We start from the raw sequence: 24,376 nt of genomic DNA on the forward strand, positions 1-24,376 counted from the left end.
CACCCCTCATACCTCATACCTCAGATCTCATACCTCAGATCTCAAACCCATTCAAAATCATGAAAACCAGACTTTATTCCCTTTCTGCAGCACTTTTGTTAATGTTTGCAGTTTCTTTTCAGGCCGAAGCTCAAAAGAAAAAGAAGATAGAATTATTTAACGGCAAGAACCTGGACGGCTGGTATACCTTCCTGAGGACCACCGGGAAAAACAGCGACCCGAAGGGTGTATTTACAGTTTCGAAAGGGCTGATCGCGATTACCGGTGAGGAGTATGGCTGTATTACTACCAATGAAGAGTACGAAAACTACAAGCTGGTAGTCGAATTTAAATGGGGTGAAAAAACTTTTGCACCTCGTGTGGACCGGGCCAGGGACAACGGCGTGCTGATTCATTCCCAGGGTAAAGATGGCGGGTACGGCAATGTGTGGATGAACTCTATTGAATGCCAGATTATTGAGGGTGGTACCGGTGACTTCCTGGTAGTGGGTGACGGAAGCGAAAATTTTGCGATCAGCTGTCCGGTTGCGCCCGAGAAACAGAACGGTTCCTATATCTACCAGCCGGGGGGGCAATTGGCCACCATTCACAAAGGCCGGGTCAACTGGCTGTACCGCGATCCTGAATGGAAAGACGTCATCGATTTCAGGGGGGCAAAGGATGTGGAGAAGGCTGTTGGCAAGTGGAACCGGATGGAAGTAATAGCCAAAGGCGATAACATTGACCTTTATCTGAACGGCGTGCTGGTGAACCAGGCAGTCAAGGTGAAGCCTTCAAAAGGCCGTATCCAGATCCAGTCGGAAGGGGCTGAAATGTATGTCCGAAAAGTAGAATTGACGCCTCTTTGACAAAAAAAATCGCCATATTTGAAGGATAGTGTCCCTAAAAGGTGGCCTAGGAATCCATTATTGTCTCATAAATAGTTTTTTAGAAATGTCAGAATCAACCAAACCTTTGCGCGTGTTGGTAGTAGGAGCAGGCAACATGGGAAGCTCTCATGCCATGGCCTATCACACGGAAGACGGCTTCGAAATAGTAGGGATCGTCACAAAAGGAAAAAGTAAGGAAGTCTTAAATGAAAAGCTGGGCGGCGGTTATGCCCTCTACAGCGATTATACCCAGGCATTGGAAGAAACCAAGCCCGATGCGGTTTGTATTTCCACCTATCCGGATACGCATGAAGCCTTTGCCATCCAGGCGATGGAAGCCGGGGCACACGTTTTTGTCGAAAAACCCATAGCTGACTCGGTTGAAGCCGCGGCACGTGTAGTAGCTGCTGCGAAAAGACTGAACAAGAAAGTGGTAATTGGCTATATCCTCCGCCACCACCCGTCCTGGGAGCGTTTCATTGAAGAGGCGCAGAAGCTTGGAAAACCGCTGGTAATGCGCATGAACCTCAATCAGCAGAGCGATACGGCCATGTGGACCCTGCACCGCAACCTCATGAAAAGCCTGAGCCCGATTGTAGATTGCGGCGTCCATTATATTGACGTGATGTGCCAGATGGTACGCAGCAAGCCGGTTCAGGTAAATGCCATCGGCGCGCGGTTGACGGACGAAATTCCTGCCGACAACTACAACTACGGACAATTGCAGATCCGCTTTGAAGATGGTTCCGTAGGTTGGTACGAAGCGGGTTGGGGCCCTATGGTCAGCGAGACTGCTTTTTTCGTAAAGGACGTATTCGGACCGAAAGGGTCGGTTTCCATCGTGGCGAAAGATGCGGGCGGAACCGGTAAGTCGGATTCCATCGAAGCCCATACCAAAACCGAGTCATTGCTGATTCATCATGCGGAGCTTGACGGCGCTGAGCGCTTCGCCAAAGAAGATACCTGGATTAACCTGAACGACGAGCCGGATCACCAGGAATTGTGCAACCGCGAGCAGCGTTATTTTGAAAAGGCAATTCGTGAGGACATTGACCTGACCGATCACATGCAGGATGCAGTAAACAGCCTCAGGATTGCATTTGCGTGCGACGAATCAGTGAAAACCGGTAATGTGGTTAAACTCTGATGGCGGAACTGGAAGCTAAAAACATACAGGTGGGGGTGGTTGGACTCGGACTAATGGGTTGCAGCATCACCACCTGTCTGCTCATCGCGGGGCATCCGGTGGTTGCCGTCGCGCCTATTAACCTTGACCTGAAGCTCGCCGGAAGCCGTATCCGGGAACACCTGGATAAATCGCTGCTGAACGGGCTTATTACCCGGACGCCGGAAGAAATCCTGGCAAACCTTACCATTACAGAAGATTACGGGCTTCTGAAGGACTGCAGGCTGGTTCTGGAATGTACCATTGAGAATATCGATGTTAAGAAATCTGTTTTTGACAAGATCGAACAGGTGATAGCGGAGGATGCATTGCTGACCAGCAATACTTCAGCCATCCCGATCAGCGTACTGCAGAAACAAACCCGGCATCCGAAGCGTTTCCTGGGCCTGCATTGGGCCGAGCCTGCGCATACGACACGTTTCCTGGAGATCATCTGCGGCGACGACAGCGATGTGGCCCAGGGCGAGTATCTTCAAAAACTGGCGCTCCTTTGGAAAAAGGAGCCTATCCTGGTCCGCAAAGATATAAGGGGTTTCATTACCAACCGGCTGATGTATGCGATGTACCGCGAGGCGATCAACCTTGTGGAAAACGGCTACGCGACGGTTGAGGATGTGGACCGCTCCTGCCGCAACAATGCCGGCTATTTCATGACATTCGTCGGGATTTTCCGCTGGATGGACCTTACGGGAGTAAAGGCCTACCACACGGTAATGAAGGACTTGTTTCCCACCCTTTATAACGGGACGGAGGTGCCGAAACTCATCGACGATATTGTGAAAACGGGGGGGAACGGCGTTTCCAACGCTAATGGGTTTTATGAATATACCGAGGAAGAAGCCAGGATGTGGGAAGAAACGTTTACAAAATTCAGTTACGAAATCAGGCAGGTAGCGCTGCGTTACCCGGAAGACATCGTGAAAAAGCGTCTTGCGGAGCGTCAGTCGGAAGCGGCCGGAGCCGGTGAATGAGGCCGGTGTATTAACGGTTTAAAAGAAAATGCCCGGTTGCTGTCAGCGGCCGGGCGTTTTTCTTTTAGGTTGCTTTACTGCCAGTCACGCTCTTCCAGCTCGAAGAGGTCTTCCGTTTTCTGTCCGAGTATCAGCGATAGCTTTAGCGAAAGTGTGGTAGAGGGCACATACTTCCCTGCTTCCAGCGCATGGATCGTCTGACGGCTTACACCGGCAAGCTGGGCCAGTTGCTCCTGCGAATAGCCTTTGATGATGCGGTTCACCTTCAGGTTATTTTTCATAGGAGACTCCTGCATTAAGGCGGCGCAGGCTGATGTGGAAAATAGCGAGATGGCAAACCAGCAGGGCATGGGGAAACAGGATGGCAAACGATGCGAAAGGGATGCCGAACACCAGTACCGTAACTATCAGGTTGGCCGCCATTATGAAAATAATGGACCAGGACCAGGCGTATAGCCGGAGGGTATTCATCATTTCGTCTTCCACTTTCTTCCGGGCAAAAGTGATAAAAGCGAGTCCCAGCAGCAGCGACAACAGGAGTACTGTAAGTGTGATGTCCACTTCGCTCATCGAGAGAATGCTGGTTTCCTGGAACGGCGTTTCGTTAACCAGTACGAAAGTACGCATGTTGAAAGGGATTCCTCGTCTTTGAGAGTCAAACAGATAAAGCAAAATTGTAAACAGGAGCAACGAGGCGCCTATCCAACGGAAGTAGCCGGGAAGCAGTGGGATTTTGTACATGATGGCTGTGATTAATTTTCTGCTTCAAATGTAAAGTGTAGTTTACGTAAAGTAAAGCAAGCTTTACATATTTTTTTATAAAAAAAACGGCCTGAACTTTCTTCCGGGCGTTCTCAGCGAAATTGCCGAGACGATTTTTTTTATAACAACAAATTCTTAGTTTTGCACTCCCATCGCTTAGGACATTAGCTCAGTTGGTTCAGAGCGCCGCCTTGACAGGGCGGAGGTCAGCGGTTCGAGCCCGCTATGTCCTACTAACATTCTTCTGCCGCGCAGTATTCACCTGTTTTTAGTGTAAAAAATATACCCGCTCCAAGAGGACCGGGCATATTCTTCCAGCAGGTTCAATAGTACTTGAACATTAATTGGTTCCCCGCTATGTTATTAGAATGATATCCGATGATATTCATTTCAGGCACAGGCGGGGAGTTCTTGGATTATCGGTGGCGGCCTGCCTGTTCAACAGGAAGTCCCGGTCGCAGGCGCCGTTAAGATAGTCGATTGCGAGGAGCGCCATTGCTCTCGTGCCGGCGCTTAATCGGGCCATCGGGATCCGGGACCTTTCCCGGATGCCATTTTTTAAAATAGTATAGGCGATTTTATAGCCTGGCCGCGCGGACTCTTTTTTTGATCGAGGCATTCCCTTCAGCTTTTCGAGAATTAATGCAGAAGTTTCACTAATCTCTTTATCGGTGGGCTGCATAAAAAATAGATCATACATACGTAGAATTTTCTAAGTACCGATCGAATTATTTCAATTACATCAGGCGATCCCGGCCGAAGGGACGGGACGATCGTAGCAGTGCGTCAGACCAGGTAACCGGCCATCTCTTCTTCCAGTTCTTCACGTTCCTTTCCGGTCCGTTTGGCGATTCTTCCCATTAGTTCTTCTTCCTGGCCCTCGACGTACATCAGGTCGTCGTCGGTAAGGTCGGCGTAACGTTGTTTTAATTTCCCTTTAAGGATTTTCCAATTGGCTTTCAGGTTTTCAGCGAACGGTTTCATAACGTGTGATTTTTAAGATATAAGCTTGTGTAATTGTCTCAAAGTTGGTGAATTACAGGCGTTTATGAAAGTGCTTGGGGCACTTTTTTTGAAATTCACCTAATTGTCCTATAATAGAATTTCTTTGATTGTAATCTATACATATATTTTAACATTCCGACAGGCGCAGCATCGGACTTTATTCCGGTAATGCGCTGTCGCTTAGCTGATTTCTTAACGGAGTAATTCGCAGAATATCAATAAACGGTCAACGAAGTAATTTATCCGCCCGGGAAGACACCCGCGGTGCATCCAAAGAGTGGATGGGCTTCCCTTCCCCTCGGGGTTGGCGCGCGTCTTCCGGATCAATTTAAATATGCTTAAATTCGCAGCATGGAAGATCAAATGAAAACCTGCCCGCTTTGCAGTTCGCCCTATGCTTACGAAAGCGGTGAAAACCAGTATACGTGCCCGGAATGCGGTCATGAGTGGAACCCTTCTGAAAACGAGGAGGTTGCGGTGGAAGGAAATGTAGTAAAAGACGCCAACGGGCAGATTTTGCAGAACGGTGATACGGTATTGATTATCAAGGACCTGCCGGTTAAGGGAGCTCCCAAACCGCTTAAGGCAGGAACAAAGGTGAAGAATATCCGCCTAACCGACGGAGATCACAACATCGCCTGCAAAATAGACGGCTTCGGTTCTATGGGACTGAAATCGGAGTTTGTACGCAAGGTGTAAGTTTTTTTCTTAGTAAAGAACCTCGTAGTTTCTAACCACGAATTCCCGCGGTTCAGGCCGTCTCGCCACGAAGAGCACGAAGATTTTTCTGTGACGGTCGTCAAGCAACCTTTGTGTACTTTGCGCTCTCTGTGGTTTACTTTTTTACCGCAGAGGCCACGAAGAGCACGAAGATTTTTCTGTGACGGTTGTCAAGCGGCCTTTGTGTACTTTGCGCTCTCTGTGGTTTACTTTTTTACCGCAGAGGCCACGAAGAGCACAAAGATTTTTCTGTGACGGTTGTCATGCGGCCTTTGTGTACTTTGCGCTCTCTGTGGTTTACTTTTTTACCGCAGAGGCCACGAAGAGCACGAAGATTTTTCTGTGATGGTTGTCAAGCGGCCTTTGTGTACTTTGCGCTCTCTGTGGTTTACTTTTTTACCGCAGAGGCCACGAAGAGCACGAAGATTTTTCTGTGATGGTTGTCAAGCGGCCTTTGTGCACTTTGCGCTCTCTGTGGTTTACTTTTTTTACCACAGAGCACGAAGGATTTTATTCGTGAATTCGTGGCCAAATTGTATCAGAAAGGGGCATCTCCCTACCGCGGCGAGAAATCCCCCTGCATAAATGAGAGCTCCTTCCGTTCGGTCGGGATGACTGGGTTCTTTCTCATTGACTATGCCGTGCACTTGAAAGAAACTCTCATATTTGCGGTTATCGGTATTATCTTTGACCCTATTGACCGTCAGCAATGAAGCAGTTCAAAAGCGATATTTCAGGAAAGCATTTCCCGTTGGAGGAAAGGGTTTCAGGAGGTTCCATACGGGAGTCCCTGTTGAAGTGTATCCAATCGGAGCACCCCGATTTTACCGTCCGGAACCATCTCTCGCGCAATGAATTGAACCAATTCCGTGCGCGGTTCATTTCTGATTACTTAAGTGTCGAACTCGGTGAACTGACCATGCTGGAGAAAACGGTGTTAAAAGCAATGTCAGAAGGATCCTCACTTACGGAAAGCCTGGGTAACGACGGGCCTGACCCTTCCGCCACATTGGGTCAGCGACTGGCTGATAAAGTAGCCTCCTTTGGCGGCAGTTGGGGGTTTATTATTGCGTTTGGTTCGTTTTTGGCCATTTGGATCCTTGTTAACGTTTTTTTTCTGGCCAATAAGGGGTTCGATCCTTACCCTTTTATTCTTCTGAACCTGATCCTGTCGTGCGTTGCCGCCATTCAGGCGCCCGTTATCATGATGAGCCAGAACCGCCAGGAAGAAAAAGATCGCGAGCGGGCGCGGAAAGACTACATGATCAACCTGAAATCGGAGCTGGAGATCAGGATCCTCCATGAGAAGCTGGATCACCTGATTATCCACCAGCAACAAGAATTGCTGGAAGTTCAGCGCGTCCAGATCGACATGATGAATGACATCATGAGCAGGTTGGAAACCAATCGGAAAGGAGAATAATCGTCTTGCCTTCTGTATATTTCGCCAATAAAGTTTCGTGATCGCTGAGTATTACAGCCCGCGAACGGGATAACGGTAAGTAAACGGAATTGTTTTACAAAGCATTCGCGCTCGTCCGATCAGCCTGTAGATGAACGTTCCTGCGTCATTTATAAGCCTTTTATAAACTAACGAGCCCGAACCGTACGACGATTGCGCAACACCGGTTTAATTCTTTAAACATACTTACCTGGTTCCTTTACCTTAACCCGAGCTGCCTATGACCCGAGACAACTATTAGCCCCATTCCTGCGATCTGATTTATTTTTTCTCTGCAAGTTTCGTTTGCCTGAGCAGGGAAAGTATGTCCAAGTGTTGATACGTATCTCCTACGTATACGTATAGCGTAATTTTTATACCGGCACGATCAACCTTTATAAACCATTACTCATGAATGAGAGAAATTTCAAAACCCTGATTTCGCTCGGCGCACTATGTCTTCTTCAAACCTGTTTCCCGGGTGCGGGCAGGTCGCAGATAGGCGGGCGTCTAACCCGTCCGTTCACGGACTCGGCGCGGGTATCCCTGTTAGACAGAACGATCGATCCGCGGTTTCTGACAGGGGCAACGTCTTCCGTTTCCGGGCAGGAGCTCAGCACTACACCCGGAGGAAACCGGTTGAATGCGCTGGCAGGCCGGATACCCGGTTTTTCAATTGTCCAGGAAGACGGGCTGCCCGGGGCTGAGAGTGTGAATATGCTGATCAGAGGCTATCATTCTTTCCGCGGCTCGAGCGCGCCGTTAGTGTTGGTCAACGGGCGGAGAGATGATGTTTCCATGCTCGAACCGAACGACATCGCCAGTATTACCATCCTGAAAGATGCCGCGTCCACTGCCATGTATGGTATGAATTCTACCAATGGTATTGTGCTCATCACCACCAAACGCGGGGAGGAGGGGCGGCTTAAAATAGAATACAACGTACAGACTTCGCTGCAAAAGCCAACCCGGCTCCCGAAGTTTCTTGATGCGTATAATTACGCCTCGCTCTACAATGAGGCCATGCTGAATGACGACCCGACTGCGGTTGTCAAATACGACAATGCGGCGCTGGAAGCTTATAAAAACGGTTCTGACCCCTACCGATACCCCAATGTAAACTGGCTGGACGAATTCCTGAAGAAACAGTCGTTCCAGGTTCGTAATAATCTGAATATAAGTGGGGGTAACAACGTAGCCCGGTACTTTTTCTCGGGCAGTTACCTGAGCGACGGTGGTATTTTCAACGTAGACAAAGGCGTCAATACCTATAACACCAATACCAATATCAGCGTGTTGAATGCCCGGGCCAGTGTTGAGGTCAACGTCGGGAAGAATTTGCTGCTATCTACCGAAATAAGGGCAAAAAGAGACAAACGGAACGCTCCCGGAGCTTATTCGGCCACATATGACGAAAGTTTGTTCGGAACGCTTTACAGCACACCCGCCAATGCCCACCCTGTCATGAACCGGGACGGGTCCCTGGCCGGTACCAACGACTACCGGAATAACCCTTACGGGATGCTTAATTACCGCGGCTATTCCAATTACCTGGTCACGTCCTTTTCAAACCTCACCGACCTGACCTACGATCTGGGTGGGCTTACAAAAGGCCTCTCCGTAAAAGGGTCATTCGGGTTTACGAACTATACGCAGTTTTATATCAACCGGACCAAAACTTTTGAGGTATACCAGTCCAATGCAGGTGGTGGATACGACAAAATCGGCTTGAACAGCCCGATTACCAGCAGCGGCAACTATGACCAGATCGTACGTCTTTACGATCATTCGCTGGCCCTGAATTACGACCGGACTTTCGGTAGTCACCACGTCTCGGCAATGGTAAAATACCGCCGCGAACAAATCGACAACGCCCGGTCTCTTGAGCTGACGCAGAATTTTCAAGGGCCCAGGGCCTATGTTTCGTACCGGTTGAAAGACCGCTACCTGCTGGATGTTTCGGGTGCATATGAAGGAAGCGAGCAATATCCGGCCGGAAGCCGCTACGGCTTTTTTCCGGCAGCTTCGGCCGGCTGGATCTTGTCGGAAGAAGCCTTTATGAAGAGCACCGGAATCGATTTTCTTAAATTGCGGGGCTCTTACGGAAAAACAGGAAAGCCGGCCAATACCTATTTTGAGTACCTGGGTGCTTATACGCAGGCAGCCAGTCAGGGCGGTGTTTTCGGTACTACACCAGCTGCATCCATTGGTATCTACCAAAGCAAGATTGCCAACCCATTTGTAACCTGGGAGAAAACGACCAAAAGCAATATAGGTCTGGACGTTTCGGTCCTGAAACAGCGCCTCTCGCTTACCGCTGATTTCTTCAGCGAGAAGAGCAAGGATATCCTGATTACGAATGCGATATCATCGATGTACGGAGCGGTTATCAATACGCCCGGCGGTCTTTTTGAGAACAAAGGCTTTGAGGCGCGGGCCCGCTGGGACGACCAGGTGAAGTCGTTCCGCTATTTTGTTGACGTTCACTATGCAAATGCCAGCAACAAGATTGTGTACATGGCAGAACAATTGCGGGAGCATCCCTGGATGTACGAGACCGGCCAGCCTTACGGGATCAGAATGGGATATGTGTTTGACAGGTATTTTACGGAGAATGACGATCTTTCTACGCTGCCTAACCAGTCTATGCTCGGTAGCCAGAAGCCGGGTGACCTCAAATACAAGGACCTTAACGGGGACAACGTAATTGACGAAAACGATATAGCCAGAATTAGTAATGCGAAAATGCCGCGGATCAATTACGGTGCGCAGGTAGGATTCGGTTACCAAAACTTTGATTTCAGCGTACTTTTCCAGGGAACAGGCAAAAGCTCCACGTATAACTCGGGCAGCGCCTTCTGGGAATTTCAGAGCCGGACCGGGAACGCCGCCGAGCACCACCTTGACCGCTGGGTCCCTGGCGCCGGGCAATCAGCCGGGTATCCAAGGCTTACCCTGAGCAATCCGAACAATTTTGTAGCCAACTCTTTCTGGGTGCGCGACAATTCTTTTGTCCGGCTCAAATTTATGGAGATCGGGTATACCACGCCCGAAGGGTTCCTGAAAAGAGTAGGGGTGAAAGGGGCCAGGATTTACCTCAATGGCCATAACCTGATGGTGTGGGATAAAGTGAAACAAAAAGACCCGGAAATCCAGGACAACGGTCTGGCCTACCCGATCCTGAAAACGGTGAGCCTTGGTCTGAATGTCAAGTTTTAAGCAAGCCTGTTGATCATGAAAAAAATAGCTTACTTCTTTTCGACATTGGCGTTGATCGGATTTTCATCGTCATGCTCAAATGAAAATATCAACTTCAAGCCGGTACAATATATCAGTTCCGACATTGTGTACGGGAATACGGTGTACATCACGCAGGCTGTAAACCGGCTGTATACGCACATCCCGGGCGGGTTCAATCGCCTGGGCGGGGTCTCCATGGTGGCTTCGGCTACGGATGAGGCAGTTCACGCCAGCCGCGGTTCCGAGGCCGAGCTTTGGGGAACCGGCTCCTGGGGAACTACCCCGGGAACGCAAAGAGACGATATGTTTGCTTTCCTCCACACGGGTATACGTGCAACGTATGTTTATTCGGAAGAAGTGCACCCGTTTATCGTGGACGCGGTAATGAACAAGGCCGAGCGCGATGCCCACTACGGCCAGGTATTGTTTATCAGGGCGCTGCTGAATTTTGAGCTGTTGAAGCGCTACGGTGAGTACCCGATTGTAAGGCAGGCCTTCAAGCCGACCGACAATATGACCATCCCTAAAAACAGCTACCAGGAGTGTGTGCAATACATTGCCGACCTCTGCGATGAAGCGGCTCCGTTGCTTCGCATCAGCTATCCTACCGCCGATTTCGGCCGGGCCACAAGAGGGAGTGCTATGGCGCTCAAAGCGAGACTGCTGCTGTATGCCGCCAGTCCGCTGAATAACCCCGGTGACGACGTAGCGAAGTGGCAGGCAGCCGCCGAAGCCGCTGAAAAGGTAATCAGCTTCACTGATAACGGCGCCAAGGTTTACGATCTCTACACCGCCGGGACCGGGTATGACGCATTCTTTAATGTACTGGCGGGTAATAAAGAGATTATCTTCTCTAAGATGGAAGTGAGAAGCAATAACCTCGAGCGACTGAACGGCCTGGTGAGCCTGGTGGGGGGCATGGGAGGGACCAACCCTACCCTTGACCTGGTGAATGCCTACGAGCGGTTAGACGGAACGCCTTTCGACTGGAACAACCCTATGCATGCGGAAGCTCCGTTCGCCAACCGGGACCCAAGGTTGGCCAAGAGCATTCTTTTTAATGGTGCAACCTGGATGGATACCAAGGTTGAAACCTTTGAGGGGGGAAAAGACCGGCAGACGATCAATGCGACCCGCACTGGTTTTTACCTGAGAAAATTCCTTAGCCAGAACGCCCGCTTTGTCGCGCCCACCGGCGTAGCCGATCACTGCTTCCCGATTCTCCGCTATGGCGAGGTCCTTCTCAATTATGCCGAGGCGATGAACGAAGTGAATGGCCCTGACCATGCAGGTGCTTTTACCATGACCGCCAGAGAGGCGCTGACACTGATCCGCAAAAGAGCGGGTTTGACCGGTAACCTGGGCGTAGCCGCAGCCACGACAAAAGAAGAAATGCGGGAGGCCATCAGGAAGGAGCGGCGCATCGAGCTGGCGTTTGAAGAGCACCGGCATATGGACCTGAGACGCTGGAAACTGGCGGAAGAGGTGCTTAACAAGCCTGTATCAGGACTGAAAATCACAAAAGTAGACGAAACCACTTTTACCTACCAGGCGCAAGTGGTTGAGAACCGGGTGTTTCAGCCGAAAATGTACCGCTATCCGTTCCCGCAGGAGGAAACGAGCAGAAATACAAGCTTGAATCAAAATTTAGGTTGGTAGCTTAAAATCAGTCATACTTATGAAGAAATTTCTGATGATTTTGATATTCGGTCTGGGCCTCAATCACCTGTTTGCGCAGGAAAGACAGGTATCCGGCACCGTCAAGGACCATACGGGAACGGCGCTTCCCGGGGTGAGTGTACTGGTTCACGGAACCAGCATCGGGACCATGACCGACCTCAATGGAAAGTATTCGATAGTCCCCAATAACGCGGAAGCGATCCTCGTTTTCTCTTTTGTCGGGTTTGATACGCAACGGGTCCCGCTGGAAGGACGGCGGAGCATTGACGTAACACTGGTGGAAAGCAACCAGTCGCTTAACGAGGTCGTGGTGGTAGGCTTTGGTACCCAGAAAAAAGCGAGTATGGTGGGCGCCATCGCCAATGCGGACATGACAGAGCTCCGCAAGGCATCGCCAAGCAACCTGACCAACGCCATTGGCGGGCGCATTCCGGGCGTTGTAACCCGTATGATGGACGGCGCCATAGGCGGAACGCAGAACCGCTACAGCAACGGCGACCAGGACGACGCGCAGTTTTTTATCCGTGGTAAGGCAACCACCAACGGGCAGTCGCCGCTGGTGCTCATTGACGGGGTTGAGGGATCATTCTCCAGGATCAACCCCGAGGATATTGAGCAATTCAGCGTCCTGAAAGACGCTTCCGCTACCGCCGTATACGGTGTGAGGGGAGCAAACGGCGTGATCCTGATCACCACCCGAAAGGGGGTAGTGGGCAAGCCCAAGATCAATATCATCAGCCAGTTCAGGTTCCTGCAGCCGCTCAAGTTCCCGAAGTTCCTCGGTTCGTATGACTATGCTTCGCTGCATAACGAAGCCCGTCGTAATATGGGCCTTTCTTCGATGTATTCGGATGAGGACCTAGAACATTACCGGAAGGGAGACCAGCCCTTTACTCACCCGGATGTGAACTGGTATGATCTCCTCGTTAAAAAGTACACTACCGAGCAGCAGCACATCGCGAATATTACCGGCGGTACCGAAAAAGTACGCTATTATGTGTCCGGGGAATTCAATAAGGCCGGCGGGCTCTTCGTAGGAAGCAAGCAGAATGAATATGTATACCGCCGCTTTAACCTGAGGAGCAACCTCGATTTCACACTCACACCCACGACCCAGCTCGATGTAAAAATCAACGCCCGGCTTAATGATCTTAACTTTGCCGCGAAAGGTGAAAGCAGCGGTCAGCGGGTCAATGCAACTGCCTGGGGTGATATTGTAAACAGGCTGCCCAATACCAGCCCGCTTTACAACCCGAACGGGACGTATGCCGCCGGAGACGGTGTTCTGGGCTGGAATACGCTTTCGGACCTTTACGACGGCGGGTTCTACCGGCGCTTGTTCAACACCCTGGAGGCGAACTTTGCTTTGACTCAGAAACTGGATTTTGTTACCCCCGGGCTCTCGTTCAGGGGTAAGTACGCCAATTCCTTCGGATCGGGCGCAACTAAGTACTTCTACGCGCAGCCCGATATCTGGAAGTATAACCCGGCCAATGATACTTATTCCATGTATCGTGCCCGTATTGTACCTTCCTATTCGGTCAATAGCGGCTTCCAGGATTATAGCCGTACGGAATACGTTGAGGCCTCGCTTAACTACGACCGTACTTTTTCGGAAGTACACCAGTTGACGGGTATGGCGGTTTTTATACAGAACAAAAACGAAATCCAGTATCAAATTCCAAACTCTTTCCGCGGGGTTTCCGGAAGGGTAACTTACGGCTACAAAGGCAAGTACCTGGTAGAAGGTAACGTGGGTTACAACGGTTCTGACCGGTTCAGTAAACACAAGCGCTATGCACTGTTCCCCGCCGCCGCATTGGGCTGGGTGGTTTCTGAAGAAGGCTTCCTGAAAGACAAGGTAAAGTTCCTCGATTTCCTGAAAATACGGGGGTCGTACGGGCAGGTAGGGAACGACCAGATTGCAGGGTTTCAGTACCTGTACCGGTACGAATTCAGTAATCCGCCGGAGCCCCTTACTTCCAATACCAACCCGAGCTACTATGCCTTGGGCGTATCGCCGGTGCCGCAGATCGGGCTTATCGAAGGACCGCTGGGTAATGACCAGGTTTCGTGGGAGATCGCCAAAAAATCGAATATAGGGGTGGACATGCGCTTCTTTAACAGCAGGCTCAGCTTCACCGCCGACTTCTTCCGGGAAAAACGCGACAATGTACTCGCGAGGCGTAATGATTTGCCGCTCTACTCGGGGTTGACTGCTTCCAAGTTGCCGGCCATGAACATCGGCATCGTCACCAACCGTGGTTACGAACTTGAATTGAGCTACCGTGACCAGATCGGGGACTTCGGTTTTACGGTAGGGGCGAACTATACCTTCGTGCGCAACACGATTGACTACATTGCGGAAGTGCCGCAACGATATGCCTACCAGGTCCAGGCCGGGAACTCGATCGGCAGGCCTATGGGCTATATCTGGACGGGTAAGTTCTACGATACGCCTGAGCTGAGCAACCCGGAAATCCCCAAACCTATGGGAGCAGCGCCAATACCCGGCGACCTGATGTTCAAGGATCTGAACGGGGATGGCGTAATCGACGCATTTGACCGTACCTACATCGGTTATTCCGATATGCCCGAAAAAATATTCGGGTTCAACCTGAGCCTTGACTATAAAAACTTCTACCTGTCCTCGTTCTGGCAGGGGGCGTCTAACGTAAACATGCGTTTGTCGGGGCCGCTGAGCTTCGAGTTCGGGCCGAATGTACAGCCCTTCCACAAGGAAGGCCGCTGGGTCTACGATCCTGACCGCGGGCTTGATACCCGTGCGACGGCCACCTATCCGGCGTTGCAGATCGGTGCATCCACCTATACCCGTGAGGCATCCACCTTTAACCTGCTGAACGCCGAGTACCTGCGGCTTAAAACGGCAGAATTCGGTTATATCGTGCCGGCGGATCTTGCCAAGAAAGTAGGGATGTCAGGCCTGCGGATTTTTGTCAACGGCTCTAACCTGCTTACGTTCGACCACCTTAAAAAGTACAACGTAGACCCGGAGTATTTTACGAACCGGGGGTCTTCAAACGGTGCGGGCACAGGCGCTTATTCCCCGCAAAACAAGTTTTACGCAATCGGACTTAACGCAACTTTTTAATAGCGGTGAGGTGTGAGGTCTGAGGGGTGAGGGAGAACTCACACCTTACGCCTCAAACCTCATACCTCACCCCTCAAACCTCTTATACAGATGAAAAGGATGAAAAAGATAGCATTGGCCTTTTGCACGATCAGCCTTTGCCTCTCGGCCTGCCAGGACGGTTCGGACCTGCTCGATCCGGTCACTACCGGGTTGACGGAAAAAGACGTGTTTGCCAGTCCGCAATACAGCGAACGTTTTCTGCTGGACGTTTATCGCCAGATTATACCCATATTGGCGCATACCGATTTTGCGGGTCCCCGCTGGCGGAACCTGGCTCACCTGGAGGTAGCGACCGACAACGGGTCGACGATTATGGCCGGGAGCAATAACGTCCGGATGTTTAATTCGGGCACCATGACGGCGGCCTCTACCAATATGTTCTGGTACTATGATTGGGTTAACTGTTTTGCCGCTATCAGGGCAGCCAATCTTTTCCTGGCCAATATTGACAATGTACCTGCCGATCCGCAATACAACTTCAATGAAAATACCAGGAAAATCAGGAAAGCGGAGGGGAAGTTCCTGCTTGCGTTCAATTTCGCGGAGCTGGCCAAGCAGTTTGGCGGTCTCCCGCTGATTAAAGAGGTGGCTACGCCTACCGATCAGTCGATGATGATTCCCCGGAGCTCTTTCGATGAAACGATCGCTTACATCGCCCAGCTGTGTGACGAAGCCGCAGCTGATTTGCCCCTGGCGCATCCGGAAATAGAGTACGGCAGGGCAACAAAGGGTGCGGCCCTCGCGCTGAAGGCGCGCATGCTCCTGTATGCGGCCAGTCCGCTCTGGAACGATTCGGCGAATCCGACGGAAAGTCCGTTCTCAGGGAAATATGATGCCAACAAATGGCAGGAAGCTGCCAAAGCTGCGAAGGCTGTAATTGCACTGGGCAACTATTCGCTGCATCCTGATCTTGCAACCGTTTTCCTGACGCGGGAAAATACCGAAGTGATTTTTGCACGTATGCAGGATCCAATGAGCTATCACAGCGCAACGCATATACCCTATACGCTGTACAACGGTACCGGCGCTTATGGCGTGGGCGGGGTCAACCAGGCCAGCTATAACCTGGTGAAGGAATACGAGGTGCTGAAAAACGGCGTTGCTTATTCAATCGAGGACCCGGCTTCCGGGCACAACCCCCAGGATCCCTTCAAAAACCGTGATCCCCGTTTCTACCGTGATTTCATCTTCAACGGTGCAAAAATACTGGGAAAAACCGCCGAATTCGGCAACCCGGAACCCGGTCATAATAAATCGGGCGCGCACAATATGGGATACCTGATTGACGGCCAGGCGTATAATACCTTCATGTATACCATCAAATTTGCGGACCCTACCCTGAACGTTACCTGGGACGCCCGTAATGCCGCCGGTGGCACCCGCGTCAACCAGAACTTCCCGTACCTGCGCTATGCGGAAGTGCTGCTCAACTACGCGGAAGCCATGAACGAAGCATATGGCCCGGAATCAGACGCTTTGGGCGCTGGTAAGTCGGCGCTTCAAGCCCTGAACGAGGTACGGGAACGTGCCACATACCCCGAAGGGCGGCCGGAGTACCTGGGGCTGAAAGGCGGCATGCCGCCGGTAGCAAGCGGACTTTCAAAAGACCAGATGCGCGAGAAGATCAAACACGAACGCCGTGTCGAACTGTCTTTTGAGGAACACCGTTTCTGGGATGTCAGACGCTGGAAGGATACGCCTGAAACGGAAATCAAAGCACAGATACCGATCTACAAAAAAGACGGTACAATGGAATACCAGATCAAAACCATAGACAACCGCTACCATCACGAACGGATGAACCGTATGCCGATACCGCAATCGGAACTGCTGGCCAACCCGCAACTGGTGCAAAACTCGGGGTGGTAGAGGGGAGGTCGGAAGTCGGAAATCAGAAATCGGCCGCGCTGCATGGGCCCGTTTGCTTGGATGGCAAGGCAAACGGGCCCATGCAGCGCGGCCGATTTTCATTCTTTATTCTCTGACTTCCGATCTCCGATTTCCGACTTCCGACTTCCGACTTCCGACTTCCGACCAATGTGCTGCAGAAATTTCCGTGCCGGGTTTTTCAATTGAGGGTCGCCTGATTTTTCCAGCTCCTTTATTTTTTTGACGACTTCCGCGGACTGTATTTTCGAAGCGGCAAGAACCGGAATGAGTGCGCTTAAGAACCAGGCATTTTTTTCTCCGAGATCGGAAGCGAGTACGCTATAAAGGCTTTCGTGTAAGGTTTCCAATCCGGCCGCAGATTGCAGGAAACGGTTTTTGTCCTGGATTGCCCACTCTTTGTAGATCGGCGCAAGTTCATCCTGGACATCCCGGCTGGCGAGCGGCAGCAGGTTGATCGCTCTAAAGGCAAAATTCCTTAAAGAGGGGTCGGGATGTTTTAGCGCCTTAAGGACAACCGAAACGGCACCCGGACTGACGGGCAGGTTACCGGAAGTGACACCTTCCAGGAGAAAAGTGACGTATTCAGGTTCGTCATGCCGCAGAAAAGCAGAAAGCGCCGGTGCGTTTTCCTTGAGGTACCGGTAAGTGAGCAAGGCAAGCTGCTCGTCTTCACCTACGTGGATGAGATGCCACATCGTATAGGTTGTATAGACGGCATCCTTTACCGAAGCGTCGGCTATAACTTTTTTAGTTGCGCCTGTGGTGGCGTCTACCCCGTCTTTTTTAGGATCGACAAGTTCATCAAACAGGAATTCCCTTAGAGGTGACCATTCATCTTTCAGCATCGCTTCCAGTTTCCTGTAGTCAAACTCTGAAAAGTCGGAATGGTCCGTTTTGGTGAGATTTTCGCCGAAAACTTCAATTCCCAAGTATTTTCCGTTGCCCGTCCAATATATTCCTATGTCGATAGGGCGGCATTCACCGGTAAGGCATACTTCCGTAAGAAGCCTGCGATACCAGTAGATGCCGCCATTGTCCTTGTGGAGCAAAAGATCAACGCGGATATTTTTGCCCTTGTCGTCCGTTATTTCGAATTCGCCCGGCTGTTTTTCGAGGCTTTCCAATGGAATGACTTTACTCCGGTAAAAAACGGGATCGCCGGAAGCGATCCGGTTACCCCAAAACAGCAGAACGACAAGCAACCACATTTTATACTTCCAGAGTTTTACCGAATTTGACTGTTTTGAGCGGGAATGAAAGTCCCTCTATCAGGGTTTTCCATTTTTTCTCATCGTACCGGAGGTCCGTGCCGAGGAGTGCGGTAAGCTCGGCGCGGGAAAAGGCTTTGAAATCGTAGTGAATATCACCCAGATAGTCCACCAGTAAATTGTAGCCTTTGCGTCCTCCGCACCTGGCCAGTGCCGCCGCAATGAATAGTTCGAGATCGCCTCCGTATACCCGCCAGCGGGTCTTTTCGGCCTCTTTGGTGACGTAGCCCCCTACGTGCCGGTCGTCGAGTATCTTGCTTAGCGGATCGATAAACTGTTGATCGGGAAGCCGCTCGGCATAGAAGCACAGATTTAATATGCGGTTGTGGAAAGGTACCAGCTTAAGATCAATCCGGCCATCAAAGTAAGCATTTTCGCGGGTCATCATCGGGCCCCCGGAAGTAGTCTTACTCATAATTGAGGCGACAAGGCTGTTGTAAGCAGGGTTTCCCGACATGGCCAGGAGTCCTATGTCCTGGTTGATGCGCCAGTACAGGCCTTCCAGCTGGTTTTTCTCACGGCCTCGTATGAGGTCGTAGTTGTCTACAAAATCTGCCGGGTACCCTTTCGCAGTTTCTTCCCTGAACAGGTTTTCGAGCTCCTCCGCGATCAGCTCATTTCCCTGGGATTCACCGAACCAGGCGAGGGACTTGGCGATCAAAACCCGTCCCTCGGAGGAGGCAGAGCCAAGCGCGGCCTTCAATGCAGATACTGCCTGTGGTCGCGGCAGCTTGATTACTTCATACAGGTATTCCCTTTTTCCCGCGCTCAGTTCTGTGATCCGGCGCCGGATCTCTTCAGCGTTTTGAAGCTTGTTGCCTGCAGGTCTGTTGAAAAAGCCTTCCGGGTAATAACCGAGCGCGTTCCATTCTTTCTGCAGGGCCGACACGTTATAGTCCCTTGGGCGTACGCCTTTCCATGCGAGGTCGGCGGCGATCTGGCCGGTAAGGTACCCGAGCACGATGAGGTCGGCCGTCATGCGGGTAAACTGGAGCGCCGTATGCGTCTGGCTGAACCCTCTTCCCGAAATGAGCAGCCCGTCCGTTTTTTCGGGAACGATACTCCGGTATGGGATCTCAAGGACTACGTCGTTGGAGTGAGGAAGGATGAAACCGCAGCGGGTAAATTCGGTTACACTCACATAATGAGGGTCGTAGTCGGAGCTGGCGAGCACAAGCGCATCTTCAAAATGAGTGCCTTCCACTGCGTCGAGTGCATCGAGCTCGTATACACCTTTTACGCGTCTGAGCTCACGCAGGGCCAGCATCGGGTGGAAGTCGTAGAAATGGGCTTCGTAGTGGGAGAGAAAAAGTCCTCTTTGTAATTCGCTGATTTTGGTAGTATTGAGAAGGTCGTAATCCCGGTTGGGTTCTGTCGGCAATTTACCTGCTCCCTTAATATCCCATTGGCTGTAATTCTGGGTTTTGCCCGCGCGGGAATCACCGATTTCGAAGGCCGCTCCGGCGAAATCGGCAAGGTCGCCATCGCCGGTAGCGTCGACCATAACATCTCCTTTTACGACTTTCAGCTCGGAGTCCTGACAGATCACGGCTCCTTTCAGGGTATGGGCTTCTTTCAAGGCGCCGCAAAGAATGGCACGCCCCATGAATTCCCCGTTCCTGTCCAGGGTACGTGTACGCAGGTATTGCATGCGCCCCATTTTCTTGTTCATGTGGGCAGCCGTAGAAAGCTGGTCGGATTCGGCCTCCTGCTGCTTGAAAAATTTCTGCTGCTTGTACCCATGATAGTACCCCATGACGCCGGCTACCGTTTTTGTCCCGCCAAGTTCGTTGAAGTAATCAAATACAGCTGTTTTTGCTCCTTTTTCAAGAGCTCCCAACGCTACCATGCTGCCGGACGTGCCCCCGCCTGCCACTACCACCTGAAAGGCGTTCTGCCCGGGTAGTACCCGCCAGTCGAACACGCACTTCTGAAGTGGGATTATCAGGCCCGGCTCATTGATCTCGCTAAAGGTGATGTCCTTGCCGGCAACCAACGCACCCGGCAGGTGAAGTTGAGCAAGAACAGTATCTTTTGAGGCGCCTCCAATTGATTTTACGGTTTTTTTGGCAAGCGCACTGACTTTGAGGATGTCCGAGCAGGAGCGTAGGGGAATATCCTCGAGGAGGTAGTGGGATTTCAGCGCCGGGACAGGCAGTTTTTTATCAGCCATATCGTAGGTGCACTCCCAGGCTAGCTGCTGGATTATCGATTTACCCAGCGTCGGATCAAGCTGACGCAATTGCCGGCCTATTTTTTCGGTTATCCTCCTGGCTTTGTGCTCGGTTTCGTCTATTGTCAACCCTTTAGCATCAAATGAAAACTCCAGAAATACCTGGTGAGAAGCATGTTTGCCCGGATGGAGCCGAATTTTATTTCCGATTGTTCCCAGTGCTGCAGGGGCGTCGATGCTTTTCAGGACGGGCTCCTGTGAATTCCATAGTTCAAGTGTATAAGTGGCGGTATCGGGAGATGTTGCCGCGCCCGACAGCTTACGGCTGAACAGCCTGGAATCGCTTGCATCGAGGAAATTGGTACATTTCACGGCATAGGTACCCTGCTTGGTAGCGAGCAGGGCTCCCGATACTTTTCCTTTGTCGGCAAAAAGTCCGCATACGTCGGTCATTAACAGGACATCGATCTTTTCTGCCAGTACATTGCGGAGGAGGCCCTTTTTCAAGCTTCCGGCCATCAATGTCAGTTCTTTGTCCAGCATGCCTTCGGCCGAAGCCCTGGTATTATGTACTTCAGGCTTTTCGCCGTCGGGCGTAAAAAGCTGCTTTAAATCCGGAGTAAACTGATTAAAGCCTGTGCTCTCAAGGAAAAAGCGGCTTTTGGCTGTCAACTCGTATCCCAGTGCACTCCTGCGTTCCACGAGGAGGACCCGCTTGCCTGATTTTGCCGCATGCATGGCCGCAAAGTAACCGGCAAACCCACCGCCGTTCACCAGCAAGTCATATGGACCGCGCTGAAGCTGCCCGCTGAACTGGCGGTTGATTTCCGTCCTCGCGCTTGCTGCCAACAGCCCCGGCGCCAGCATGATTGCTCCCGTAGCCGGAAGGCTCAGATTCAAAAAATCCCGTCTTTTCATATCCAGTACTTTTTATTTGGTTTGGGTAAGGTGTTGTAGATCTGCAATATAAACTCCCCTGCTTCCGTCGCCGTACCCGTTAAAGATGACAAATCTTCCGGTACGGTCCCAGGTCGGATGGGCATCCAGGCGGAAAGAACTATTCGTAACATCGGGAATCCTGACTTTAGCAATCAGTGTTTCTTTCCCGGTTTCCGTATTGAGCAGTCTTACCGGTATAAATCCGTCGTTCAGTGTAACACTCGTTTCGTCCCGGTACGAATCGGTTACTACAAGGGGCAGGTTTTTCGGATGAAAGCTTGGATGGCCCGAACCGGGATGGAAAACCTCTTTCAGGTCGCTGCCGTCATATTTTACGGTTACGATTTCCAGGCCCTGCTTATTGTCGTTCACATTCAGGTTGATAGAAAGGTGATCGCCGTCAGGCATCCAGGCCATGTGATGGCCTCCTTTGGCATACTGCGAGGTGGTAATGGCAGTCCGGACGTCGGAGCCATCAGGCCTGAAGGTGAGAACGGCTACTTTGCGTCTGCCCCCGTCTTTGGGATAAAAAAGCATGCAGGTCATAATGCGCGTTGCCTGGGGGTTCCACATCGCTTTAAACCCGTACACCTGGTAGTTTTCCGGATCGGGGATTCCCACTGCAGGCTTTGCTTGTTTGTACATGTCTTCCAGACTGATAACCATCCTGCTTTTTCCGCTCTTTACATCGGTAACGAAAATGCCGTCTTTGCCCGTGAGACCGTGATGTCTTGCCCTGAATTTTTCAGGCACAATTACCCCGTAGCCGGACTGTGCATAGATGGAATTGACCAGGTTATGGCTCACCAGCTTTTTGCCGTCAGACGAAACCATGAAGGTCCACCCGTTGATTCTCCTTTTTTTGCGGGTCTGCGGATTATAGAGAATGGTAAAAGCTTCCCAGTTCGTGGTGTCAACCTGGTTGTAAAATAGCTCGTTATCGGATCCGCCCCATTGCACGTTAGCGCCTACCTGCATTTCCCAGCCGAATGATTTTGCTATTACTTCTTCCTTCCCGGAAACAAGATCGACCAGCACGACTTCCCCGAAATCGCCTTCTACCGGGTAATGATCTTCAAACGGGATCCGGAAAAGCGCGATATACCTTCCCGACGGGCTGATGGGTGAGGTGTCGTGGAAGCGATGTATGATACGGCCCGTAGCTACCTTTTTTATTGAAATGCGGGGATCGGCCGAAACTCCGGGAGTCAGAAGACCCTGCCCTTTAACTCCGGTAAACAGGCAACATAGGAGCAGCATAACGCAGCATCTCTTTAAGAAAAGAAGACCGGTGCGCAGTTCAGTTTTGTAAATCGGATCTGCTATTTTCATTTTCAGCGCCTAGTAAAGTGGGTTCTGCGTCAGGTTTGGATTGATATCCCTTTCCCGCTGGGGGACAGGCAAAAGGTAGTCTTTAGCCGGGTTGAAAATGCGGGTATCGAACATACGCAGCTCGCTGGCATAGGCGTCGTAGTGGGGATGTCCGTATTCGTCAAACCGGGGAATATACTTTGCTTTATATTCTCTCAGCGGCCTTCCATAAAGGCGGCCGGGCATTATGTGCTCGGCAATTTTCCAGCGGCGGATGTCGAAGTAGCGCTGACCTTCGAATACAAACTCGACTTTTCTTTCCTGCCTTACGATCTGCCTCAGCTGATCCGCGGATTTGCCGGTGGTGATAACAGGCAGGCCGGCCCTGGTGCGTACCGCGTTAATAGCGGAGTAAACCGATTCGTCGATCTGGCCTTGCTCTATCCGGGCTTCAGCGTAGGTCAGCAATATTTCAGCATAGCGGTATAACATGATGGGCAATTCAGACTGGCTGTTGAACTCCCTGGCATCCGATGACACGTGCTTGCGGTACATATAGCCCGAAAAAGTGGCGTAAGGGTTGGTGACCTCCTGGTTGCCGACCCTCCTGGCCGGGGTCTGGTTATAGTCCCATACCGTCAGGCTGTCGGGGTGTGTTTCGAACTGGTAGCCGAGAAAAACAGAGCCTGGATAAACAATGGTTGCATAGAGCCGAGGGTCCCTGTTTTTGAAAGGATTTGTGGGGTCATAGAGGGGAGATTTATCGATCCGCAGGCCGTCGATGCACTCATAGGAATCGACCAGGGCCTGGGTGGGAATTTTGGTGACAAACCCTCCGGCAAGCCGCCCGCGCGTGTGCGATGGGGTCTGGTGGACCATTTGGTTGGTACGGCTGAATTGTATCGTAAAGATCGCTTCCGAATTATTTTGGCCCTCATAGGTAAACAATTTGTCATAGCTGGGATACAGGGAATATTTATTGAGGTCCATCAGTTCTTTTGCGGCTGTGCCGGCCGCTGCCCAGTCGCTCGCATAAAGTGCAGTCCGCGCTTTCAGCGCGAGTGCCGCCCCCTTCGTGGCGTGTCCCTTTTCGGCAGCGGGATATTCCACAGGCAGCACTTCAGCTGCTGCGTCCAGCTCGCTGATGAGAAACCGGTAAATTTCATCCTTGCCTGTTCTGGGAAGGGCAGCATCCCTGGTTGCTACGGGTTCGGTAATAAAAGGTACGTCTCCGTACAGGTTGATCATCCAATGGTACCAGTATGCCCTGAAAAACCGGGCTTCGGCCGCAATACGGGCATATACCTGCGGATTGGTGACTGCTTCTGCACGGTGCATGTAAGCCAGCAGCCGGTTGCAATGCCCGATCTGGGCATAAGCATGGCTCCAGAGCGGGAAGATCAGTGTGCCTTCGACTGCCGTAACCTGTCCTTGTCCTATCAATTGCCATACGTTAAGGTTCCGGTCCCAACTGATGTCGGTAGCGAAGTCAAAAAGAAGCGGCAGAGGGAGATGGGTATTGAGCGCCGTCGCCGTAGTCCTGTCCGTCCAGTATAGGCTTCTGTAAACGGCATTGATTGCCATTTTTAGTTCAGATTCGGTACTCCAGAAAGTTGCGTCCGAGGGCTGATCAAGCGGGAGACGGTCCAGGTAATCGTCGCACGCCGTAAAGAGCGCAGAACCGAAAAAGGTACCGATAATCAGTATAATGCTTTTAAGTTTCATCTGTGTAAAAGGTTTGAGCGGTGAGCGGTGAGGTTTGAGGTG

At 51.3% G+C, this 24,376-nt stretch carries 17 protein-coding genes and 1 tRNA gene; 10 read left to right on the forward strand and 8 right to left on the reverse strand.

All coding sequences use genetic code 11. The features are described 5' to 3' along the window. Positions 1 to 59: 59 nt before the first annotated feature. The 3 genes from ABD852_RS01305 to ABD852_RS01315 all read left to right on the forward strand — a co-directional run bounded on the left by ABD852_RS01305 (position 60) and on the right by ABD852_RS01315 (position 3,026). Positions 60 to 848 carry a 3-keto-disaccharide hydrolase gene (locus ABD852_RS01305; RefSeq protein WP_345026180.1) on the forward strand — a complete coding sequence of 263 codons (789 nt, stop codon included), beginning with the start codon at positions 60 to 62 and terminating at the stop codon, positions 846 to 848. Positions 849 to 933: 85 nt separating this feature from the next. Next, positions 934 to 2,016 carry a Gfo/Idh/MocA family oxidoreductase gene (locus tag ABD852_RS01310; protein ID WP_345026181.1) on the forward strand — a complete coding sequence of 361 codons (1,083 nt, stop codon included), beginning with the start codon at positions 934 to 936 and terminating at the stop codon, positions 2,014 to 2,016. Continuing rightward, on the forward strand, positions 2,016 to 3,026 hold the full coding sequence (locus ABD852_RS01315; protein ID WP_345026182.1) for a 3-hydroxyacyl-CoA dehydrogenase family protein: 1,011 nt from the start codon (positions 2,016 to 2,018) through the stop codon (positions 3,024 to 3,026). Before ABD852_RS01310 ends, ABD852_RS01315 begins: the two co-directional genes overlap by 1 nt. Positions 3,027 to 3,100: 74 nt before the next feature. Here ABD852_RS01315 and ABD852_RS01320 read toward each other — a convergent pair whose 3' ends face one another. Together ABD852_RS01320 and ABD852_RS01325 are read right to left on the reverse strand one after the other, a co-directional pair. Continuing rightward, positions 3,101 to 3,307: a helix-turn-helix transcriptional regulator gene (locus ABD852_RS01320; RefSeq protein ID WP_345026183.1), complete on the reverse strand. Its 207-nt coding sequence runs from the start codon at positions 3,305 to 3,307 to the stop codon at positions 3,101 to 3,103. Continuing rightward, positions 3,297 to 3,767 carry a hypothetical protein gene (locus tag ABD852_RS01325; RefSeq protein ID WP_345026184.1) on the reverse strand — a complete coding sequence of 157 codons (471 nt, stop codon included), beginning with the start codon at positions 3,765 to 3,767 and terminating at the stop codon, positions 3,297 to 3,299. The genes ABD852_RS01320 and ABD852_RS01325 overlap by 11 nt, the downstream gene beginning before the upstream one ends. 179 nt (positions 3,768 to 3,946) lie before the next feature. Here ABD852_RS01325 and ABD852_RS01330 point away from each other — a divergent pair. Next, positions 3,947 to 4,021, forward strand: a tRNA-Val gene (locus tag ABD852_RS01330). Positions 4,022 to 4,173: 152 nt separating this feature from the next. Here ABD852_RS01330 and ABD852_RS01335 read toward each other — a convergent pair. Both ABD852_RS01335 and ABD852_RS01340 read right to left on the reverse strand, forming a co-directional pair. Continuing rightward, positions 4,174 to 4,407, reverse strand: coding sequence for a hypothetical protein (locus ABD852_RS01335; RefSeq protein ID WP_345026185.1), 234 nt, complete (start codon positions 4,405 to 4,407; stop codon positions 4,174 to 4,176). Between the two features lie 167 nt (positions 4,408 to 4,574). Then, complete coding sequence (locus ABD852_RS01340; RefSeq protein WP_345026186.1) at positions 4,575 to 4,772, reverse strand: CsbD family protein; 198 nt, start codon at positions 4,770 to 4,772, stop codon at positions 4,575 to 4,577. Between the two features lie 372 nt (positions 4,773 to 5,144). Here ABD852_RS01340 and ABD852_RS01345 point away from each other — a divergent pair, with 372 nt between their 5' ends. From ABD852_RS01345 to ABD852_RS01370, 6 genes are all read left to right on the forward strand, one after another. Continuing rightward, positions 5,145 to 5,492, forward strand: a complete 348-nt coding sequence (locus tag ABD852_RS01345; protein WP_345026187.1) for a zinc ribbon domain-containing protein YjdM — start codon at positions 5,145 to 5,147, stop codon at positions 5,490 to 5,492. Between the two features lie 730 nt (positions 5,493 to 6,222). After that, complete coding sequence (locus tag ABD852_RS01350; protein WP_345026188.1) at positions 6,223 to 6,936, forward strand: DUF1003 domain-containing protein; 714 nt, start codon at positions 6,223 to 6,225, stop codon at positions 6,934 to 6,936. A gap of 429 nt (positions 6,937 to 7,365) precedes the next feature. Then, positions 7,366 to 10,173 carry a SusC/RagA family TonB-linked outer membrane protein gene (locus tag ABD852_RS01355; protein ID WP_345026189.1) on the forward strand — a complete coding sequence of 936 codons (2,808 nt, stop codon included), beginning with the start codon at positions 7,366 to 7,368 and terminating at the stop codon, positions 10,171 to 10,173. 15 nt (positions 10,174 to 10,188) lie between these two features. Then, the gene (locus tag ABD852_RS01360; RefSeq protein ID WP_345026190.1) at positions 10,189 to 11,853 is read left to right on the forward strand and encodes a RagB/SusD family nutrient uptake outer membrane protein; all 1,665 of its coding nucleotides are present in this window, start codon (positions 10,189 to 10,191) and stop codon (positions 11,851 to 11,853) included. Between the two features lie 19 nt (positions 11,854 to 11,872). After that, positions 11,873 to 14,986, forward strand: a complete 3,114-nt coding sequence (locus ABD852_RS01365) for a SusC/RagA family TonB-linked outer membrane protein (RefSeq protein WP_345026191.1) — start codon at positions 11,873 to 11,875, stop codon at positions 14,984 to 14,986. A gap of 90 nt (positions 14,987 to 15,076) precedes the next feature. After that, positions 15,077 to 16,897, forward strand: a complete 1,821-nt coding sequence (locus ABD852_RS01370) for a RagB/SusD family nutrient uptake outer membrane protein (RefSeq protein ID WP_345026192.1) — start codon at positions 15,077 to 15,079, stop codon at positions 16,895 to 16,897. A 98-nt stretch (positions 16,898 to 16,995) separates the two neighbouring features. Here ABD852_RS01370 and ABD852_RS01375 read toward each other — a convergent pair whose 3' ends face one another. From ABD852_RS01375 to ABD852_RS01390, 4 genes are all read right to left on the reverse strand, one after another. Next, the gene (locus tag ABD852_RS01375) at positions 16,996 to 18,126 is read right to left on the reverse strand and encodes a HEAT repeat domain-containing protein (protein WP_345026193.1); all 1,131 of its coding nucleotides are present in this window, start codon (positions 18,124 to 18,126) and stop codon (positions 16,996 to 16,998) included. A 1-nt stretch (position 18,127) separates the two neighbouring features. Next, positions 18,128 to 21,277 (reverse strand): FAD-dependent oxidoreductase, encoded by a 3,150-nt coding sequence (locus ABD852_RS01380; protein ID WP_345026194.1) that lies wholly within the window; start codon positions 21,275 to 21,277, stop codon positions 18,128 to 18,130. A 12-nt stretch (positions 21,278 to 21,289) separates the two neighbouring features. Then, on the reverse strand, positions 21,290 to 22,558 hold the full coding sequence (locus ABD852_RS01385; RefSeq protein WP_345026195.1) for a TolB-like translocation protein: 1,269 nt from the start codon (positions 22,556 to 22,558) through the stop codon (positions 21,290 to 21,292). A gap of 81 nt (positions 22,559 to 22,639) precedes the next feature. Further along, the gene (locus tag ABD852_RS01390; RefSeq protein ID WP_345026196.1) at positions 22,640 to 24,334 is read right to left on the reverse strand and encodes a RagB/SusD family nutrient uptake outer membrane protein; all 1,695 of its coding nucleotides are present in this window, start codon (positions 24,332 to 24,334) and stop codon (positions 22,640 to 22,642) included. Positions 24,335 to 24,376 lie beyond the last annotated feature (42 nt).

The sequence above is a fragment of the Ravibacter arvi genome (genome assembly GCF_039540405.1).
Lineage (GTDB): Bacteria > Bacteroidota > Bacteroidia > Cytophagales > Spirosomataceae > Ravibacter > Ravibacter arvi.

Excerpts from the sequence above, each read along its gene's own strand:
- ABD852_RS01390 (WP_345026196.1), bottom strand. The coding sequence starts at position 24,334 with ATGAAACTTAAAAGCATTATACTGATTATCGGTACCTTTTTCGGTTCT.
- ABD852_RS01345 (WP_345026187.1), top strand. The coding sequence starts at position 5,145 with ATGGAAGATCAAATGAAAACCTGCCCGCTTTGCAGTTCGCCCTATGCT.
- ABD852_RS01355 (WP_345026189.1), top strand. The coding sequence starts at position 7,366 with ATGAATGAGAGAAATTTCAAAACCCTGATTTCGCTCGGCGCACTATGT.
- ABD852_RS01310 (WP_345026181.1), top strand. The coding sequence starts at position 934 with ATGTCAGAATCAACCAAACCTTTGCGCGTGTTGGTAGTAGGAGCAGGC.
- ABD852_RS01335 (WP_345026185.1), bottom strand. The coding sequence starts at position 4,407 with ATGCCTCGATCAAAAAAAGAGTCCGCGCGGCCAGGCTATAAAATCGCC.
- ABD852_RS01365 (WP_345026191.1), top strand. The coding sequence starts at position 11,873 with ATGAAGAAATTTCTGATGATTTTGATATTCGGTCTGGGCCTCAATCAC.
- ABD852_RS01340 (WP_345026186.1), bottom strand. The coding sequence starts at position 4,772 with ATGAAACCGTTCGCTGAAAACCTGAAAGCCAATTGGAAAATCCTTAAA.
- ABD852_RS01305 (WP_345026180.1), top strand. The coding sequence starts at position 60 with ATGAAAACCAGACTTTATTCCCTTTCTGCAGCACTTTTGTTAATGTTT.
- ABD852_RS01315 (WP_345026182.1), top strand. The coding sequence starts at position 2,016 with ATGGCGGAACTGGAAGCTAAAAACATACAGGTGGGGGTGGTTGGACTC.
- ABD852_RS01350 (WP_345026188.1), top strand. The coding sequence starts at position 6,223 with ATGAAGCAGTTCAAAAGCGATATTTCAGGAAAGCATTTCCCGTTGGAG.
- ABD852_RS01380 (WP_345026194.1), bottom strand. The coding sequence starts at position 21,277 with ATGAAAAGACGGGATTTTTTGAATCTGAGCCTTCCGGCTACGGGAGCA.
- ABD852_RS01360 (WP_345026190.1), top strand. The coding sequence starts at position 10,189 with ATGAAAAAAATAGCTTACTTCTTTTCGACATTGGCGTTGATCGGATTT.
- ABD852_RS01385 (WP_345026195.1), bottom strand. The coding sequence starts at position 22,558 with ATGCTGCTCCTATGTTGCCTGTTTACCGGAGTTAAAGGGCAGGGTCTT.
- ABD852_RS01320 (WP_345026183.1), bottom strand. The coding sequence starts at position 3,307 with ATGAAAAATAACCTGAAGGTGAACCGCATCATCAAAGGCTATTCGCAG.
- ABD852_RS01375 (WP_345026193.1), bottom strand. The coding sequence starts at position 18,126 with ATGTGGTTGCTTGTCGTTCTGCTGTTTTGGGGTAACCGGATCGCTTCC.
- ABD852_RS01325 (WP_345026184.1), bottom strand. The coding sequence starts at position 3,767 with ATGTACAAAATCCCACTGCTTCCCGGCTACTTCCGTTGGATAGGCGCC.
- ABD852_RS01370 (WP_345026192.1), top strand. The coding sequence starts at position 15,077 with ATGAAAAGGATGAAAAAGATAGCATTGGCCTTTTGCACGATCAGCCTT.